The sequence below is a fragment of the Curtobacterium phyllosphaerae genome (assembly GCF_049341865.1).
Classification (GTDB): Bacteria; Actinomycetota; Actinomycetes; order Actinomycetales; family Microbacteriaceae; genus Curtobacterium; species Curtobacterium phyllosphaerae.
In genome coordinates, this window is record NZ_JBMPIU010000007.1 from 29,727 (window position 1) to 46,999 (window position 17,273).

Consider the following 17,273-nt stretch of genomic DNA (forward strand, 5'->3'; position numbering starts at 1 on the left):
GTCGTCGCTCACGGGGACTCCTTCGTCGTCGCGGTCGGTCACCCGGCATCGGATGCGCGCGCTCATCGTCCCATGTGAGCGCTCACTTCCGCAACCACGACGGACGCGCGGTCGCCGTGCCGGCCGGATGCGTCAGGCCGACTCCCGGACCACCAGCGACGGCTGCAGCGTCACGTCGTCCCGCGCCGGACCACCGGCGAGCATCCGGTCCACGGCGTCCAGGATGTGGCTGCCGAGCGCGGCGAAGTCCTGGCGCACCGTCGTCAGGGGCGGGAGGAAGAACGCCGCCTCCGGGATGTCGTCGTACCCGACCACGGCGACGGCCCCCGGGACGGACACCCCGCGCGCGGCGAACGCGTGCAGGACGCCGAGCGCCATCTGGTCGTTCCCGCAGAACACCCCGTCGACCGTGGCGGGGTCGAGCGCCCTGGCAGCGGCGAACCCGCTCTCCGGCGTCCAGTCGCCCTCGACGAGGACCGGCTCGAGTCCCGCGCGCCGCACCGTGTCGACGTACCCGTCACGCCGCAGGGCGGCCTCCTGCGAGAGCAGCGGCCCGGACAGGTGCACGATCCGGCGCCGTCCGCGGTCGAGCAGGTGCTGCACCGCGGACCGGGCGCCGGCGACCTGGTCGATCGCGATCGCCGTCCCCCCGCCGGGCATCCCCGGGACGCCGTTCGCGGTGAGGAGCGGGACGGGGACCGGGACGGGCAGCGCGGCGAGGGCGGCGATGGCGGTCGTGTCCGCCGCGACGAGCACGATCGCGGCGACGTCCTGACCGAGCAGCGTCTCCACCGCCTCGCGCATCGAACCCGGTTCCGGGTCGTCGAGCGCCGCCATCACCACGTGGTACCCCGCGCGTCGGGCGGCCTGGTTGAAGCCGAGACCGGTGCTCATCGGACCGTGCAGCGTCCCGCCGGTGGTGACGAGCCCCAGCGCCCGGTTCGTCCGTGAGGCGAGGGCCCGGGCCACGGCGCTCGGGCGGTACCCGAGGGCCGCCACGGCGGCGTCGACCCGCTCCCGCATCGGCGGCCGGACCGTCGGGTCCCGGTTGATCACACGCGACACGGTCTGGTGCGAGACGCCGGCGTGCTTCGCGACGTCGAAGATGGTCGGTGCTCGTCCGGTGCTCCCGTTCACGGTTCCTCCCACCGCTGCACCGTAGCGCGTCGGCGCACCCCGGAGCACGCGGTCCGGGTCACGTCAACCGAGGACGCTGCGGAGGAACCCGTTCCGGAAGCGCCCGTGCGGGTCGACCCGGTCCGCGAGGGCGGCGAACTCCCCCAGTCGCGGGTACACCTCGTGCAGGCGCTCGGGCGTCATCGACGTGACCTTCCCCCAGTGCGGTCGGGCGTCGAACGGTGCGAGCGCGGCGTCGACGAGCGGCAGCACCCGCGCGACGCCGTCCTGGTCGCGCCGGAACGTGAAGTGGAACGCCACGGAGTCGCGGCCGACGCTCGGCGCGAGCCACGCGGTGTCCGCGGCGATGCGTCGGATCTCGGACACGAACAGCACCGGGGCGAGCTGCTCGCCGACGGCCCGGAGCGCCTCGATGGCGGGCACTGCATCGGTGGCGGACAACAGGTACTCGCACTGGATCTCTGCACCCGCGCTCGGCGTGAACGACGACCGGAAGTGCGGCAGGCGTTCGTGCCAGGGACCCGGGACCCCGCCCTGCTCGGTGACGCCGACGGTCTCCGACCCGGGGACGGGGTGCATCGCGGCGGTCGTGGGGACGGCGCCGAGGGCCTCGAGGTCGACCACCGGGTCGTCCCGGTCGAGCCGGCGCTTCGTCCACACCTGCCGGATGCCGTCGTCGACGAACCCGGTGAACATGCTGACGCTGTACCCGGCCGCCATGATCGACTCGAACGCGTCCTGCGCCGGCGCCCAGCCGAGCCCGGTGTGCACGGTCTGTGCGACCTCGTACCGCGGCTCGACCGCGAGGTGCAGGGCGGTGACGACACCGAGTGCGCCGAGGCCGACACGGTGCGCGTCGAGCAGGTCCGGGTCCGAGCCGTCGACGACCTCGACGTCGCCGGAGGCCCGGACGAGCTCGACGCCGACGACGCTCGCGGCGAGGGAGGGGTTCCGGACCCCGGAGCCGTGCGTCCCGGTCTGCACGGCGCCCGCGACCGAGATGTGCGGCAACGAGGCGAGGTTCCCGAGGGCCCACCCGGACTCGTCGAGGGCGGCGGCGACCTCGGCGTGCGTCAGTCCCGCGGACACCCGGGCGACCCGCTGATCCGTGTCGACGTCCACCACCGCGGGCATGTGCCGCAACGAGATCTGGACCGCGTCCGTGTCGGCGATCCGGTTGAACGAGTGCCGGGACCCGAGGGCGGTCACCTGCGGGTGGCCGGTGACGGCGTCGCGGAGGTCGTCCATGCTCGTCGGCGCGATCAGCTCGCGTGCGGCGTACTCGACGTTGCCCGCCCAGTTCGTCCCGACGGTGTCCGGCGTCTCGGTGGTGGTCATGTCCGCTCCTTCGCGGTCGTGGCGCGCTCGCGGGGATCCGAGTGAGCGCTCACCCGATCTCGACCCTAGCGCGCACCGCCGACGAGTGCGAGCGCCGATAGGCTCGATCCGACATGCGCGCCACCGTGCGGGACGTGGCCACCCTCGCCGGGGTGTCCGCGAAGACCGTCTCCAACGTGATCAACGGCGTCGTCCCGGTGCGCCCGGCGACCCGGGAACGCGTCGAGGCGGCGCTCCGCGAACTCGACTACGTGCCGAACATGTCCGCCCGCGGCCTCCGGAACGGACGGACCGGCGTCATCGCGCTGGCCCTCCCGGACCTCGCGACGGCGTACTCGGCGGAGCTCGCGAAGTGGTTCGTCGAGTCCGCGCACGACCGCGGCTGGGCGGTGCAGATCGAGCAGTCCGGCGAGAACGCCGAACGTGAGCTGGAGCTGATCTCCCGCGCGCGGACGCACCTCGTCGACGGGCTCGTGCTCAACCCGACGACGCTGATGGGCAGCGGGGTGCGGGGCGACCACGGTCCCCTGCCGCCGACCGTCGTGATCGGCGAGGTCGAGCCGCAGGGCGTCGACCAGGTGCACGTGGACAGCCGGCGTGCGGCACGCGAGATGACCGAGCACCTGATCGGACTCGGGCACCGCCGGATCGCGATCGTCGGCGCCTCGGACGACACGTTCCGGAGCGCCACCAGCGAGCTGCGACAGGCGGGCCACGAGGACGCGCTCCGCGCGGCCGGCATCCCGGTCGACCCGACGCTCGCCATCACCGCGACGTCGTGGTCGTCCGGCGCCGGGGCAGCGTTCTTCGCTCGGTTCCTCGACCACCACGAGCTGCCCGACGCCGTGTTCTGCTTCACCGACTCGATGGCGCTCGGCGTGCTCTCGGTCCTCGCCGATCGGGGCGTCGACGTCCCGGGCCGGGTGTCGGTCGCCGGGTTCGACGACATCCAGGACGCCGCGTTCGCCGTCCCGGCCCTGACGAGTGTGAGCTTCGACAAGCGCGCGATCGCCCTCGCGGCCCTCACCGCCCTCGAACGACGGATCGAGGACGCGACCGCCGAGCGCGAGGTCGTCGTCATCCCGCACCGCATCGTGACCCGGGCGAGCACGGCCCCTCGCGCCTGACGTCGCCGGATCGCCGCACGACACCCGCACCCGCCGACGCCCGGACGGACTGGAGGGACGGTGCCAGCTGGCACCGTCCCTCCAGTCCGTCTCGACGGTCTCGACCGCCTGGCGGGCGTCAGCCCTTCAGACCGCTGCCGGTCACACCCTCCACGATCTGCCGCTGGAAGACCAGGTACAGGATGATGAGCGGGAGCGCGGCGAGGATCGCACCGGCCTGGATGTCGGCGTAGCGCTGACCGAACGAGCCCTGGACCGTGGCGAGCCCGACCGGGATCGTCATGAGGTTCGGGTTCGACAGCACGAACAGCGGCAGGAGCAGGTTGTTCCACACCCCGACGAAGGTCAGGATCGTCACGGCCGCGATCACCGGGCGGGACAGCGGCAGGATGACCGACCAGTAGACCTTCCAGTAGCCGGCGCCGTCGATGCGGGCCGCCTCCTCGAGCTCCTTCGGGATCCCGTCGAAGAACTGCTTGAAGATGAACACCGCGATGACGGCGGGCACCTGCGGGAAGATGACCGACCAGTAGGTGTTCAGCAGGTTGACCGCCCCGAGCTCCTGGAAGATCGGGATGATGAGCACCTGCCCGGGGATCATCAGGCCGATGATGATGAGCAGGAACACGATGTTCTGGCCACGGAACTGCAGCCGGGACAGCGCGTACGCGGCCATCGACGCGAAGAACACGGTCAGGACGGCGGTGATGACGCTCGTGATGCCGCTCGCGAGGTACCAGTTCCAGATGTCGCCGGCCTGGAACAGCGCCGCGTAGGAGTGCAGCGTCGGGTTCCAGTTCGACAGGATCGACGTCGCGCCGAGCGCCGCGGTGCCGTTGTCGGTGAGGGAGGTCTTCAGCGCGAACAGGCTCGGGATGAGCCACACGATCGCGAACACGACCAGGACGATCCCGGAGATGACGTTGAACTTCCGCCCGCTCACCCCGGTCGACGCCCCGGTCTGCCGGCGCTGTGGTGCCGCGGCGGAGATCGGGGACTTCATGCTGGGGCGCGGAGCCGTGGTCGTACCGGCCATGATCAGGCCTCCTTCCGCGCTGCGGCGCGCTCGACGAGCTGACGGATGATCGCGATGATCAGGATGACGATGAAGAGGAGCACCGACGCCGCCGATGCCGCACCGAGGCGGTTGTCGGTGAACCCGGTGTTCGTGACGAGGCCGAGCGCGACCTGCGTCGAGATCCCCGGGCCGCCCTGGGTCATCAGGTAGACCTGGTCGAAGATCTTGAGGCTCGCGATGATCTGCAGCAGGATCACGAGGGTCGTCGTCCGGCTGAGGAGCGGCAGCGTGATGTACCGGATCTGGGACCACGTCGACGCCCCGTCGACGGCTGCGGCCTCGTACAGCTCCCGCGGGATCTCCTGGAGGCCCGCGAGGTAGAGCACGAAGTTGAAGCCGAGCGTCCACCAGACGGTGGCGATCGCGATGCCGATCATCGCCGTGTTCGGCCCGGCGAGGACCCCGGCACCCGGCGTGATCCCGAAGGCGCTCTGGGCGGTGGCCCAGAGACCGGAACCGGGCGTGAAGATGAACACCCAGATCAGCGAGATCGTGGCGGACGGCAGGATGTACGGCAGGAAGAACGCCAGTCGGAAGAACCACTGACCGCGGCGGATCCGGTTCGTCAGGATCGCGAACGCGAACGCGAGGATGACGAGCGGCGGGGTCGTGTAGAGCGTGAACTGCAGCGTGTGCCACATCGCGCTCCAGAAGTCGGCACGCGTCAGCATCTCGGAGTAGTTCGCGAACCCGGCGAACGAGCCGAGCCCGGTGCGCACCGTCGACGTGTTGAAGAAGCTCGAGATGAGCATCCAGATCGTCGGGCCGATGAGGAACGCGAGGTAGAAGATCCCGAACGGCAACAGGAACAACCACGCGGGACGCGAGTCTCCCCGCCGGAGCGGCGATCGACGCAGGATGGGTGAAGCCTTCGGGCGAGCCGTCGTCGGGCGACGGGTCAGCGCTGGTGCGGCGGTCACGACGTTGTACCTCCGGTGTGGGGGATGAGCGAGTGGGGGTCGTACACGGGGATCAGAGGGGGCTCGGCGTGCTGAGGTAGACCGCGAGCTGGTCCTTGATCGCGGAGAACGCCTGCGCGGGCGTGGACGCGAGCTGCTGCACCAGACCGAGCTGGGCGCCGACGATGTTCTCGAACGTCGAACCGGACCCGCCGTACCATGCCGGGTCGTCGTAGACCGCGTACTTGGCAGCCGACGCGTAGTCGGCCTGCGGCTCGAGCGCCTTGTACTTCGCCGAGTCGAGGGTCGGCAGGTACGCCGGGATGTGCCCGCCCTGCGCCCAGGTGTAGCTCTGGTCGAGCATCGACTTGATGAACCCCATCGCCTGCTTGCGCTGCTCCGGGCTCCGGTCCTTCCGCGGGAGCACGAACGTGTGCGAGTCGGCCTGCGCGGCGGGCTTGTCGTAGATGTTCGGGATCGGCACCATGCCGAACTTCAGCCCCTTGACGGACTGGGCGGTGGTGATCTCCCACTCCCCCTCGAGGTAGAACCCGCTCTTGCCGGTGAACATCGCCGTCTCGGCACCGGCGTAGTCGAGGCCCTTGTTGAGCCATCCGTTCTTCACCCAGGTCTGCAGCCGGTCGGCGACCTTCGTGAAGGCGTCCTGGTCGACCGTCAGCTTGGAGCCGTTGTCCGAGATGAACGGCGTGACGCCGCTGATCTGGTGGTAGAAGGTGGTGAACACGCGCCACGGGGTGGCGTTCTCGCTGACGTTGCCGACGGTGATCGCCGTCCCGCCGGTGACCTTGCTGATCGCGGCGAGCGCGGCCTCGAAGGTCTCCATGCCCGTCAGGTCCTTGAGCTTGCCGTCGCTGTCGAGCAGGCCGGCCTTCTTGACGACGTCCTCGTTGTAGAACATCACGAGGGGGTGCGTGTCGAGCGGGATCGCGATGTTCTTGCCGTCGGTCTTCTGCGCCGCCCAGGACTTCGGGTTGAAGTCCGCCGCCGACAGGCCGACCGATGCCAGGTCCTCGGTGGTGATCGGCTCGAGGACGTTGCCGTCGTAGAGCGGCTTCGCGCGGGTCAGGTGCGCGATCGCGACGTCCGGCGGCTTGTTCCCGACGGTCGCGAGTGTCAGCTTGGAGTAGTACGGGTTCCCCCAGGCGAACACCGTGGCCTGGAGCGACCCGCTGCCGCCGTGGGTCTTCTCGTAGCCGGCCTCCATCGTCTGCATGCGGCTGCCGTCGCCGCCGCCGAACAGGTTCCAGAAGATCAGCTGGTCCGGGTTGAGCTGGCTGCCCACGAGTCCCGCTCCGATCGGACTCGTGGCGCACCCTGCGAGCGGCAGCGTGATCGCGGCCGCGACCCCTGCGCCCAGGAATCCGCGTCTCGTCAATGAACTCGCCATCTTCGACCTCCTCGTCGATGTGACAGGTTGATGTCGCGGTGCCGGGGGGATGGTCGGCACCACGATGTGTTGCGCTGACTTTACATCGATGGAATGACCGCGCAACACCCCGGAGTGATCGCTCACACGAACCGTGACCTGATCGGCGCGTTGCGCTTGCTGCCGCGGTTACAACGATGTAATGATCGATGTACCCGCTCACACGAGCCAGTGCCGTCTCAACCAGCAGGAGCATCATGACCACCGCTCACATCACCGTCGACCGCGAGTTCACCGTCGGCCCGGTCCCCCGTCGTCTGTTCGGCTCCTTCGTGGAGCACATGGGCCGCTGCGTCTACACCGGCATCTACGAACCCGGCCACCCCGAGGCCGACGAGCACGGCTACCGCCAGGACGTCCTCGCCCTGACCCGCGACATGGGCGTCTCGATCGTCCGCTACCCCGGCGGCAACTTCGTCTCCGGCTACATGTGGGAGGACGGCATCGGCCCGGTCCCCGACCGCCCCCGTCGCATCGACGGCGCCTGGCACACGATCGAGACGAACGCGTTCGGCCTCCACGAGTTCGCCGGCTGGGCCGAGCAGGCGAACGTCGAGATCCAGGAGGCGATCAACCTCGGCACCGCCGGCGTCGAGGAGGCCCGCGCGATCGTCGAGTACGCGAACCACCCCGGCGGCACCGCGTGGAGCGACAAGCGCCGCGCGAACGGTGCCGAGGACCCCTTCGGCATCAAGGTGTGGAACCTCGGCAACGAGCTCGACGGCCCGTGGCAGATCGGCCACAAGACCGCCGACGAGTACGGCCGCATCGCGCAGGAGGCCGGCAAGGCCATGAAGCTCGTCGACCCGAGCATCGAGCTCATCGCCGTGGGGTCCTCGAGCGCGCACATGCCGACCTTCGGCGAGTGGGAGTACGACGTCCTGTCGCACGCGTACGACGAGGTCGACTACATCTCGCTGCACGCCTACTACCAGGAGCACGACGGCGACGCCAAGTCGTTCCTCGCGAGCGCGAACGACATGGACTACTTCATCGAGTCGGTCATCTCCACCGTGGACGCGGTCAAGGCGAAGCGCCAGACGAAGAAGCAGATCAACCTGTCGTTCGACGAGTGGAACGTCTGGTACCAGCAGCGCGGCGACGCGGACGACCAGCTGCACGTCATCGAGGCGAAGGCGCAGTGGCAGGAGCACCCGCGGCTCATCGAGGACACCTACAACGTCACCGATGCCGTCGTCGTCGGCACGTACCTCAACTCGCTCCTCCGCCACGGGGACCGCGTCACGATCGCGAACCAGGCGCAGCTCGTCAACGTCATCGCCCCGATCCGGAGCGAGGCGAACGGCCCGGCCTGGCGCCAGACGATCTACTGGCCCTTCGCGCGCACGGCCGAGCTGGCCCGCGGCGAGATCCTCCGGACCGTGGCCTCCGGCGACCAGTTCGAGTCGAAGGAGTACGGCGACGCCGACCTCGTCGACGCGAGCGTCACGTACGACGCCGAGCGCGGCCGGGTCGCGGTGTTCTTCGCGAACCGCGGTCTCGACGAGTCCGCGGACGTCACGGTGAGCCTCCGTGGGTTCACGGCCGGCCGGGTCACCCGCGCCGAGGTGCTCACCGCCCCCGAGTCCGGTGACCGCTTCACCGCGAACACCGAGCACGAGCAGGACGTCGTCGGGCTCGTGGCGCTCGACGCGGCGGCCGTGGTCGAGGGCGAGCTCAAGGTCACGCTGCCCGCGCTCTCCTGGGCCGTCGTCGAGGTCGAGGTCACCGAGGCCTGATCGGGGTCCGCGCGGCTCCAGCGCGGGACACGCCGCGTCGGCTCCGTCGAGGTCGCAGGACACGCCGCGTCGGCTCCGTCGAGGTCGCAGGACACGCCGCGTCCGGCAGATGGACGCGGCGTGTCCTGCGATCCGGGCTCGCCGCATGCGCGCGTCCACGGCCGGACTGGAGGGACGGTGCCAGCCCGCACCGTCCCTCCAGTCCGCACGTGGTCCGGCAGCAGCCCCATCGTGGCCGTCCTGCGCCACCTCCCGACGCGCGGCCGGTAGCGTGTGGAGACCATGCCCCGTGCCCAGGCGCACAGACCCCGAGGAGTCCCCGGCTTGACGACCGCCGCGATCGCCCCCCGCGCGGAACAGCAGCGCCGCCGGGTCCCGCTCTGGGACACGGCACGGTTCGTCGCCGTGATCCTCGTCGTGATCGGGCACTCGACCCTCAAGCTCATCTCCGGCTCGGACCCGTCGTACGCGCTGTACCTCTTCGTGTACGCGTTCCACATCCCGGTGTTCGTGCTCATCAGCGGGTACTTCGCGCGAGCCGAGCAGGGCGTGCGGAAGCTCCGGGCGACCATGACGACGGTGATCATCCCCTACCTGGTGTTCCAGACGATCTGGAGCCTCGTGCACTGGGGCCTCGACGGCGAACTGGAGCTCGACTACTCGAGCGCGTGGTGGACGCTGTGGTTCCTCGTCGCCCTCGCCATCTGGCGGATCGCACTCCCCTACCTGGCGATCCTGCGGTTCCCGATCACGATCAGCCTCGTGCTGTCGATCGGCATCGGGTACGTCTCGACGATCGACGACGCGTTCGCCGCGGCGCGGGTCGTCGGTCTGTTGCCGTTCTTCGTGATCGGGTGGCGCCTCAAGCAGTGGAAGCTCGCGGACCGGTGGATGGACCTCCGCCCCGACACCGTGCTGCGGATCCGACTCACGGCCGTCGCGCTCTTCGTCGTCGTCGCCGTCGTGCTCGGCGTGTTCATCGACACGTGGCGGGACGTGCTCGTCCGGCGGTTCCTGCTCTACGACGAGTCGTACACGAGCTTCGGGTACGACCAGTGGTGGGCCGGGGCGATCCGCGTCGCGACCATCGCCGTGGCCCTGCTCCTGAGTGCGGCCTTCCTGGTGCTCATGCCGCGCCGCCAGACCGCGCTGACGGCCTTCGGGCAGCGGACGCTGTACGTGTACCTGCTGCACAGCTTTCTCCTCTACCCGCTCCGGGAGTCCGGGCTGCTCGACGGGTACCACCCGGTGTGGGTCCTCGCGGCCGTCGTGCTGCTGTCCGTCGGGATCGCCGTGTTCCTCGGGCTGCCGTTCATCAAGACGGTGTTCCGGCCGCTCGTCGAACCACGCCTCGACTGGCTGTTCGTGCTGTCGCGCAAGCAGCAGAGGGGCGGGAGGCGCCCGGGCGACCCCGCCGCGCCGGACCCGGTGCAGGAACCGATCGCCGGGGTCGGAACCGCGGAGTAGCGGGCGGTGCGTCCGGGGGACGGACCACGACACAGCCAGGCGCTTCGTCCCTCCGACGCTCGGTGTGCGCGTAGTGTGGGCGGCATCGAACGGGACCGAGGGGGAACCGGATGACGGACCAGCAGCCCTACCGCGGACGAGCGGCCGGGGGTGACCCGCAGCACTACGGGGGTGTCCCCTACCAGCCGCCGGAGCGTGTCCAGCACCACGAGCGTGCGACGGAACCGCTCCGCACGGGCGGGATTGTGTGGCGTGTCGTGCTCTCGGTCCTCCTCGGTGTCCTCGGCGTGGCCGCGCTCGTCCGGGTCGTGCTGACCGTCGTGGCGATGGTGATCCTCGCGTGGCACCCGGACGCCGGCGTCGGGTGGGGCGGACTCTGGGGGTCCCTGGTCGCATCGGTGTTCCTCGCCGGCGCGCTGCTCTTCTGGCCGGTGGCGAACCTCGTCGCCCTGGTCCGCAGCCGCGGTCGCAGCACGGTGCGCTGATCGCGGGCCGGGACCGTCCGGTCCCGGGTTCCCGGCTCGTGCCATGCCGGACAGGAGGCGCGGGTCGGAGCGGGACCGCGCCTCCCGTCCGACACGCATCGCCGGATCGCGTAGCGTGCTGTGCATGGGCAGCTCGAGGATGGACGTGCACGTCGACATCGGCGGCGGCGACGTCCGCGACCTCGTGTGGGGCACGCCGCTGCCGTCCGTCTACGTGCGCCAGTGGGTGACCTTCGGCGTGTTCGCGATCGTGTTCGTCGCGCTCCTGCTCCGGATGCCGATGGCGTCCCCGCTGGAACGCTGGCTCGGCGCCCCGCTCGTGCTCGTCGCCGCGTTGTTCACGGTCCTGTCGCTGTTCATCGTCCGGGGGACCGCAGCGATCCGTCGGCGCGAGGGCCTCAAGAAGCTCGGCGCCTCGCTCGTCGAGCACGGGATCCTGCGGCTCGACGAGGTGCAGGCGATGCGGACGACGACGGTGCTGTCCCGGACGGGACCGGAATCGATCACGTGGACCGCGTCTGCGGCACTCGAGCGGGACGGCCAGCCGTTGCGGGTCGTGGTGCACGGGGGTGCGACCGACGAGGCGCGGGTGGTGCTCGCGCCGGAGCGCTGAGCGGGATCGGTTCGTCCCGTGCTCGCGGCGTGCCCGGCTCGGTCTGCGACGACGGACAGCCCGACCGTCGGACGCGGTCGCGTCCGGCGGTCGGGCTGTCCGGTTGGTCGGGCTGTCCGGTTGGTCGGGCTGGTCCGGTTGTCCGGGCTGGTCCGGGCGATCAGCCCTTGCTCGCTCCGAGTGTCAACCCCGCGACGAACTGCCGTTGCAGCGCGAGGTAGATGACGAGCGTCGGGATCACCGTGATGATGGCGCCGGCCGCGAGCAGGTTGTAGTTCGACAGGAACTGCCCCTGCAGGTTGTTGATGGCGGTCGTCACCGGCAGACGGTCACCGGACTGGATGAGGATCAACGGCCAGAAGTAGTCGTTGTAGATGAAGATGATCTCGAGCGTGCCGAGTGCCGCGAGCGCCGGCCGGGTCAGCGGCATGATCACCCGCCAGTACTGCGTCCACACGCCGGCTCCGTCGACGCGGGCCGCCTCGGACAACTCGATCGGGATCGCCTTCATGTAGTTCGACAGGACGAACGTGCAGAACCCGATCTGGAACCCCGTGTTCGCCAGGACGACGCCCGTGAGCTGGTTCAGCAACGACCCCGAGTCGGAGATCGAGTACGGCAGCTGGATCAGCTTGAACAGCTCGAAGATCGGCGCCGCGAGCACCTGCGGAGGGAGCAGGTTGCCCGCGGTGAACATGATGAGCAGGGTCACGTTGAACCGCCACGAGAACCGGCTCACCGCGAACGCCATCATCGACGCGAACAGCAGCGTCAGCAGCACCGTGGGGATGGTGATGAGCGCCGAGTTCCCGAAGTACCGCGCGAACCCGCCCTGGCTCCACGCGTCGACGAAGTTCTGGAACCCGAACGTGCCGCCCACCGAGAAGTAGCCGAACTTGTCGGTGTCCGCCTTCGGCCGGAGCGCGGTGTAGACCGCCCAGAGCAGCGGCACGAGCCACATCACGCTCATCACGACGAGGAACACGTGCGTGCCGTACTTCGGTCGCCCGACCGGACCGGTCGTCGCGGCCCGGCTGGCACGGGCCGCTCGGGCGGCCCGTGCCGGTGTCGGGGCGAGGGATCGCCCGGTCGTTCCGCTCGCGGTCATCGTTCTGCCTTCCGGAAGGTGCGAACCAGGTAGAAAACGATCGGCACGAGCGAGATGACGAGCAGCACCACCGCGAACGCGCTGCCGATGCCGATCACCTGCGTCTCGCCGACCAGGTACTTGACGACCAGGACACTCAGGAGCTCCAGGCCGTTCGTGCCGCCGTTGATGACGTAGACGATGTCGAACGCGCGGAGCGACTCGATGATCGTGATCACCACGATGATCACGTTCGTCGGGGCCATCGCCGGGAACACCACCCGGAAGAACGTCTGCCGGGCGTTCGCGCCGTCCAGCGAGGCCGCCTCACGGAGGCTCGGGTCGACGCCCTTCAGACCCGCCAGGTACAGGATCATGATGTACCCGGCATGGCGCCACGTCGCGGCCACCATCGCCGCCCAGAGGTTCACGCTCGAGTTGCCGTACCAGTCCACGGCTCTCGACGTCCCGGCGGTCCCGAGCACGTTGTTGATGAGGCCGTTGTCCTGGGAGTACATGAGCTCCCAGATGATCCCGATCAGCGCCAGCGACAGCATCACCGGCAGGAAGAAGATCGACTGGTAGATGCGGCTGCCACGGATGTTCTGATCCAGGAGCACGGCGAGCAGCAACCCGAGGGGTGTCCCGATGACCGCCAGGAACAGCAGCCAGATCACGTTGTGCAGGACGGCCGGCCAGAACTGCGGCGACTGTTCGAGCGCGAACTTGTAGTTGGTCAGTCCGTTGAAGTGGAAGCCGCCGAGCGACAGGCCGTCCCACTTCATGAAGGAGAGCGCGATCGACGCCAGGAGGGGCAGCCACACCAGGACGGCCTGGATGAGCGTCGGCAGGCCGATCATGACGCCGAGCACGCCCTTGTCGCGCCCGGTCAGTTGACTGAGGCGGCGCCGGGGGGCCCGGCGCCGCTCGAGCTGTGTCGTCACTGCTGTGCGTAGAGCGTCTTCGCCTGCGACTCGATGTTCTTCAGGTCGATCGAGCCGCCCTTGATGAAGTCGAGCATCGCGGGCTCGAGCACGTTGCCGGCCATGGCGGGCAGCGCGTCGCGGTCGAAGAACTGGCTGATGTACTTGGCGTCCGAGATCACACCGGCGAGCTTCTTCGTGAAGTCCGAGTACCCGGACGTGTCAGCGTCCTTCGCGGTCATGATGTTCGACTTGTCGACGCTGTAGTACGCCTCCTGGCCCTTGCCGGTGCCCATGAACTGCAGCATCGCCTTCGCCGGGTCGGACGACCCGCCCTTCTTCGACAGCATGAGGCCGTCGATCGGTGCCTCGACCGCGTCGGTGCCCTCGACCTTCACCTCGGGGAACGGGAAGAAGTCGATGTCGGCCAACACGGTCGCATCGGTGAACTGCTGGGTGATGAACGACCCGAGCAGCATCATGCCGGACTGCTTGTTGCCGAGCTTCTGCGCCCCCTCCTGCCACGTCAGACCCGCGGCGTTCGGGTCCTGGTAGGGCAGCAGCTCCTTCCAGGTGTCGAAGACGTCGCTCACCTTCGAGGAGTTCCACGACTCCTTGTGCGCGCAGAGGTCGACGTGGAACTGGTAGCCGTTGATGCGCATGTTCAGGTAGTCGAACGTTCCGCAGGCGGGCCAGGTGTCCTTGTCCGCGAAGCCGACCGGGATGAGCCCGTCCGACTTCATCTTCTTCGCGAGCGTGATCAGGGCGTCCCAGGTCTTCGGGATCTCGTAGCCCTTCTCCGCCCAGAGCGACTTCCGGTAGAAGAAGCCCCACGGGTAGTTGTAGTTCGGCACGAAGTACTGCTTGCCGTCGTCCGCGGTCGACGCCTTCTTCAGCGCCGGGGTGAAGTTGTCGCCGATCTTGTCCCAGACGTCGCTGACGTCCGCGACGAGGCCCTTCTTGGCGTAGTAGCGCATGCGGTACCCGGCGAACCAGGTGAACGCGTCGTCCGGGCTGCCCTGGAGGTAGTTCGTGATCTTGTTCTGGAAGCCGTTGTGGTCGCTCGTGTTGATCGTGACCTTGTCGCTGGACTTCTTCTCGAACGCCGACACGAAGGCTGCGTAGGCCTGCTTCGGGATCGGGTCCGAGGCGTTCGAGCCGAAGGTCAGCGACCCGGTCTTGCCGGACCCGCCGGTGCTCGAACCACCTCCGGTCGAGCAGGATGCGAGGGTCGGGGCGACCAGGAGCCCGATGGCTCCGGCGCCGATGCCGCTGAGGAGGCCTCGGCGGCTGAACTGTGCTGTGGTGGGGTGAGGCATGCGACGACTCCGTTGTTGTCTCAGATGCGAACCTCGTGCTCGTGGTTCCAGGGCGAAGCTAGACCAGGCCGTGACCGCCGTCAATCACCGAGCGCCGCCGTGTCGCAATCGGTTGCATCAGCAGGGTGAGAACTCGTCCAGCTCGGCTCCGGCGCGCGACCGTGATGTGGCTGGGTGCGGGGGCGGCTCCGGCCGTGTGCCGGTGCGGTTCGAACCGGGTCCGGGGCGGTCTGCGCCGGGAGCGGTGGTGTTCGGTTCCCGGACATGGGAAATCCCCGCCCTGTGCAGGACGGGGATCGATGTGCACCCCCTCGGACTTGAACCGAGACCCCACTGAGGGAGACTCAAGGTGAGCGGCACCCCGCATCGTTACCCGTCGATCCGCTGTGATCGGGCTATTTCGACGACAGGGCCATCGTAGCCTGCGCGTCGTTCCGACCCGCCGTGTTCGCGCGTCGTTCATGACAAGTAGATGACATCTCCCGGCTCGCCCCGGTGCGAGCGCTGGATCACCCTGTGAGCTCGACGACCTTCGCCAGCGTCGCGGTGAACCGCTCCTTCGCGCCGGCCTGCGCGAAGGACTGCCCCGATGGGTGCACGGTCCGGAGCACCCGGTACCTGTCGCCGACTGCGACATCGAGGTGAGCGCTCCACCCGTCCTGGGCCTTCTGGCCGGCGAGCACGATGACGCGAAGGTGGGGTAGCAGTTCGAGGAGTCCGCGCAGCTCCACCGATCCCTGGGCGAGCTCAGCTGGCGTCGGCTTGACCGACGCCCGTCCGAGCACCCACGGAACGATGTTCCATGCGAGGACATGCTCGTGAAGGCCTACCTCGTTCCGGGTGTTCCACACGTTCTGCGCGGTCGTGTCGTCGTTGTCGGCCGAGATGAACCCTGAGCCGCCCCACCCCGGCACCGTCTTCGGGCCGGGCGCCTCGAGCAGCAGCAGCGCCCGTGCCCGGACGCCGGCCTCCGCCGGGTCGAAGTGCGGGAGAACGATGTCGGGCATCTTCGGACGCTGTCTGTCCTCGACGCTGCGCGCCCACGCTTCCAACTGCAGCGTGTCCTCGGCCTTCGCGAGCATCTCCACCCGCGCGGCGATGCGGTCAGGGTCGCGGAAGCCTCGGGGCGCGTCGAGAAACATGACGCGAGCGTACCGAGCGCCCGCCAGCGCAGCAGCGGTGCCCGCTACCCGTTGTTGATCGTCGCAGCGAAGCGGCGCACCTCGACCTCCTCGTGGGAGTCGAAGCGGACCACGTAGCTCGCAGCCGGTGTCGAGAGCGTCAGGAACCGCCGCGATGCGTCTTTCCGGAGCGAAGCGCCCATGAGTGCGCCGAGGGCCGTTCCGAGTCCGGGCGCGAAGGCCGTTCCGATTGCCGCCCCACTGACCACACGCGTGACGCCCGACCGCGTGGCGGGGTCAACGTCGACGCTGGCCGACACATCCCGAAGCAACCACGACAAGGACTCGTAGCGGTACAGGCGATCGGCCCGGATCTTGAAGCCGTGGAAGGACTCTCGGACGGGTACGGCCCGCACCCGCCGGGCCTCCTGCTTCGATCGGCCAGCCCTCTTCTGGAACAGCTTCTTGTCTCCAGCCTTGTCCGCAGCTCTCGCGGCCTCGTCGACGAACGACCACGTCTCGAGGGGTGGAAGCCAGCCATGTCCACCAGCCCGTAGATGCACGTCGGGGTCGAGCCACCCGCGGCCTTGTGAGCAGAATGCCTCTGACCCGGCGCCGCCGCCTTACCGGTTCCCACGAAGTGGCTGCGGTCAGGGCCCGGGGCGGTGGCGCTCCCGTGCGTGGTCTTCGAGCCGTTCGAACAGTTCGTGTTGAAGTTGAAGGAGTCTGAGGACCCCACATAGCAAGCGCCCGAAGGGTCCGCGAACGTGATGGGGCTGTTCGCGCTGTACGAGTACCCGTTGTCCTGCTGCGGGTTATCGGTCGAGAACACGGGATCTACAGAAAGGAACCGACCCAAGGTGGCGTCGTAAGCGCGCGCGCCCAGCTGCGTGAGACTCGAGAAGGTCGACGTTGTCTGGTTCAGGAAGCCGTGGGTCGAGCTCCAGGTGTTGGAGCCGCCGCATCTGCCGTCTTTCGGGTCATGCGCATGGGCATGCTCTGTCTGCCACATACTGTCGATTTCTCCGAACTTGGCGGAAGGGGCAGCACCTGAGATCGACTTCACTGCGAAGAACTGCCCGGTAGTCGTTCCCCGTCGGTCACCCCGCGCCGGCATCCAATGCGGTGGCGCAGCGTGTCTGACCACAATCATCAATAGTGCTGATAATATGGATTATGTCAGTACTTCTCGACGACGCTGATGTATGAACGATTCTGCTACCTCGCTTAGCCGTCGGTCGCTCGTGGCACGATCGAGCCATGGCGTCCCCGTTCCCTTGCTACAACCCGAGCTGGATCTTCCAGGACGCCATCAAGGCAGGAACTCGCGCGAGCCTGGCCGCGAGCGAACTCATTGACCCAGGCAAGCTTGCGTTTAGTCGGTGTAGATCATGCCCGGGGCAAGGGGTTGAGCTCTAATTTTTTTTGACTTCTATAGTGCGTCCGTCATCAATGTCGCCCTGGATAAACTGTAGAGTCTCGTTCACATGGGA

General features: G+C 68.7%; 15 protein-coding genes and 1 pseudogene. 5 read left to right on the forward strand and 11 right to left on the reverse strand.

Annotated features, from left to right (window positions below; genetic code table 11):
• Positions 1-132: 132 nt before the first annotated feature.
• Together ACO0E0_RS13000 and ACO0E0_RS13005 are read right to left on the reverse strand one after the other, a co-directional pair.
• Positions 133-1,149, reverse strand: coding sequence for a LacI family DNA-binding transcriptional regulator (locus ACO0E0_RS13000; RefSeq protein WP_422871860.1), 1,017 nt, complete (start codon positions 1,147-1,149; stop codon positions 133-135).
• 51 nt (positions 1,150-1,200) lie between these two features.
• Positions 1,201-2,475 carry an FAD-binding protein gene (locus tag ACO0E0_RS13005; protein ID WP_422871861.1) on the reverse strand — a complete coding sequence of 425 codons (1,275 nt, stop codon included), beginning with the start codon at positions 2,473-2,475 and terminating at the stop codon, positions 1,201-1,203.
• Between the two features lie 113 nt (positions 2,476-2,588).
• Here ACO0E0_RS13005 and ACO0E0_RS13010 point away from each other — a divergent pair, with 113 nt between their 5' ends.
• Positions 2,589-3,602 (forward strand): LacI family DNA-binding transcriptional regulator, encoded by a 1,014-nt coding sequence (locus ACO0E0_RS13010; protein WP_422871862.1) that lies wholly within the window; start codon positions 2,589-2,591, stop codon positions 3,600-3,602.
• A gap of 118 nt (positions 3,603-3,720) precedes the next feature.
• On the opposite strand, the gene ACO0E0_RS13015 is transcribed toward ACO0E0_RS13010, so the two are convergent.
• From ACO0E0_RS13015 to ACO0E0_RS13025, 3 genes are all read right to left on the reverse strand, one after another.
• Positions 3,721-4,638, reverse strand: coding sequence for a carbohydrate ABC transporter permease (locus ACO0E0_RS13015; protein WP_422871863.1), 918 nt, complete (start codon positions 4,636-4,638; stop codon positions 3,721-3,723).
• 2 nt (positions 4,639-4,640) lie between these two features.
• Entirely contained in the window at positions 4,641-5,492 is an 852-nt protein-coding gene (locus ACO0E0_RS13020; RefSeq protein ID WP_422871864.1) for a carbohydrate ABC transporter permease, read from the reverse strand.
• A 160-nt stretch (positions 5,493-5,652) separates the two neighbouring features.
• Complete coding sequence (locus ACO0E0_RS13025; protein WP_422871865.1) at positions 5,653-6,987, reverse strand: extracellular solute-binding protein; 1,335 nt, start codon at positions 6,985-6,987, stop codon at positions 5,653-5,655.
• A gap of 236 nt (positions 6,988-7,223) precedes the next feature.
• Here ACO0E0_RS13025 and arfA point away from each other — a divergent pair, with 236 nt between their 5' ends.
• The 4 genes from arfA to ACO0E0_RS13045 all read left to right on the forward strand — a co-directional run bounded on the left by arfA (position 7,224) and on the right by ACO0E0_RS13045 (position 11,330).
• Entirely contained in the window at positions 7,224-8,765 is a 1,542-nt protein-coding gene (gene arfA / locus ACO0E0_RS13030) for an arabinosylfuranosidase ArfA (RefSeq protein ID WP_422871866.1), read from the forward strand.
• 324 nt (positions 8,766-9,089) lie between these two features.
• Positions 9,090-10,232, forward strand: a complete 1,143-nt coding sequence (locus ACO0E0_RS13035) for an acyltransferase family protein (RefSeq protein WP_422871867.1) — start codon at positions 9,090-9,092, stop codon at positions 10,230-10,232.
• Between the two features lie 110 nt (positions 10,233-10,342).
• Positions 10,343-10,717 carry a hypothetical protein gene (locus tag ACO0E0_RS13040; protein ID WP_422871868.1) on the forward strand — a complete coding sequence of 125 codons (375 nt, stop codon included), beginning with the start codon at positions 10,343-10,345 and terminating at the stop codon, positions 10,715-10,717.
• Between the two features lie 124 nt (positions 10,718-10,841).
• The gene (locus ACO0E0_RS13045) at positions 10,842-11,330 is read left to right on the forward strand and encodes a hypothetical protein (RefSeq protein ID WP_422871869.1); all 489 of its coding nucleotides are present in this window, start codon (positions 10,842-10,844) and stop codon (positions 11,328-11,330) included.
• Positions 11,331-11,490: 160 nt separating this feature from the next.
• On the opposite strand, the gene ACO0E0_RS13050 is transcribed toward ACO0E0_RS13045, so the two are convergent.
• The 6 genes and pseudogenes from ACO0E0_RS13050 to ACO0E0_RS13075 all read right to left on the reverse strand — a co-directional run.
• Positions 11,491-12,438, reverse strand: a complete 948-nt coding sequence (locus tag ACO0E0_RS13050) for a carbohydrate ABC transporter permease (protein ID WP_422871870.1) — start codon at positions 12,436-12,438, stop codon at positions 11,491-11,493.
• On the reverse strand, positions 12,435-13,361 hold the full coding sequence (locus tag ACO0E0_RS13055) for a carbohydrate ABC transporter permease (RefSeq protein ID WP_422871871.1): 927 nt from the start codon (positions 13,359-13,361) through the stop codon (positions 12,435-12,437). The genes ACO0E0_RS13050 and ACO0E0_RS13055 overlap by 4 nt, the downstream gene beginning before the upstream one ends.
• Positions 13,358-14,659 (reverse strand): ABC transporter substrate-binding protein, encoded by a 1,302-nt coding sequence (locus ACO0E0_RS13060; protein ID WP_422871872.1) that lies wholly within the window; start codon positions 14,657-14,659, stop codon positions 13,358-13,360. Before ACO0E0_RS13060 ends, ACO0E0_RS13055 begins: the two co-directional genes overlap by 4 nt.
• A 509-nt stretch (positions 14,660-15,168) precedes the next feature.
• Positions 15,169-15,801, reverse strand: a complete 633-nt coding sequence (locus ACO0E0_RS13065; RefSeq protein ID WP_422871873.1) for a uracil-DNA glycosylase — start codon at positions 15,799-15,801, stop codon at positions 15,169-15,171.
• Positions 15,802-15,845: 44 nt separating this feature from the next.
• Positions 15,846-16,343 carry a hypothetical protein gene (locus ACO0E0_RS13070; RefSeq protein WP_422871987.1) on the reverse strand — a complete coding sequence of 166 codons (498 nt, stop codon included), beginning with the start codon at positions 16,341-16,343 and terminating at the stop codon, positions 15,846-15,848.
• Between the two features lie 197 nt (positions 16,344-16,540).
• Positions 16,541-16,933, reverse strand: a pseudogene (locus tag ACO0E0_RS13075) (RHS repeat-associated core domain-containing protein); the annotation flags it as partial.
• Between the last annotated feature and the right edge of the window lie 340 nt (positions 16,934-17,273).

Bases quoted from the DNA above. Each gene is read 5' to 3' on its own strand.
- ACO0E0_RS13005 (WP_422871861.1), bottom strand. From the start codon at position 2,475: ATGACCACCACCGAGACGCCGGACACCGTCGGGACGAACTGGGCGGGC.
- ACO0E0_RS13010 (WP_422871862.1), top strand. From the start codon at position 2,589: ATGCGCGCCACCGTGCGGGACGTGGCCACCCTCGCCGGGGTGTCCGCG.
- ACO0E0_RS13015 (WP_422871863.1), bottom strand. From the start codon at position 4,638: ATGGCCGGTACGACCACGGCTCCGCGCCCCAGCATGAAGTCCCCGATC.
- ACO0E0_RS13025 (WP_422871865.1), bottom strand. From the start codon at position 6,987: ATGGCGAGTTCATTGACGAGACGCGGATTCCTGGGCGCAGGGGTCGCG.
- arfA (WP_422871866.1), top strand. From the start codon at position 7,224: ATGACCACCGCTCACATCACCGTCGACCGCGAGTTCACCGTCGGCCCG.
- ACO0E0_RS13040 (WP_422871868.1), top strand. From the start codon at position 10,343: ATGACGGACCAGCAGCCCTACCGCGGACGAGCGGCCGGGGGTGACCCG.
- ACO0E0_RS13045 (WP_422871869.1), top strand. From the start codon at position 10,842: ATGGGCAGCTCGAGGATGGACGTGCACGTCGACATCGGCGGCGGCGAC.
- ACO0E0_RS13050 (WP_422871870.1), bottom strand. From the start codon at position 12,438: ATGACCGCGAGCGGAACGACCGGGCGATCCCTCGCCCCGACACCGGCA.
- ACO0E0_RS13060 (WP_422871872.1), bottom strand. From the start codon at position 14,659: ATGCCTCACCCCACCACAGCACAGTTCAGCCGCCGAGGCCTCCTCAGC.
- ACO0E0_RS13065 (WP_422871873.1), bottom strand. From the start codon at position 15,801: ATGTTTCTCGACGCGCCCCGAGGCTTCCGCGACCCTGACCGCATCGCC.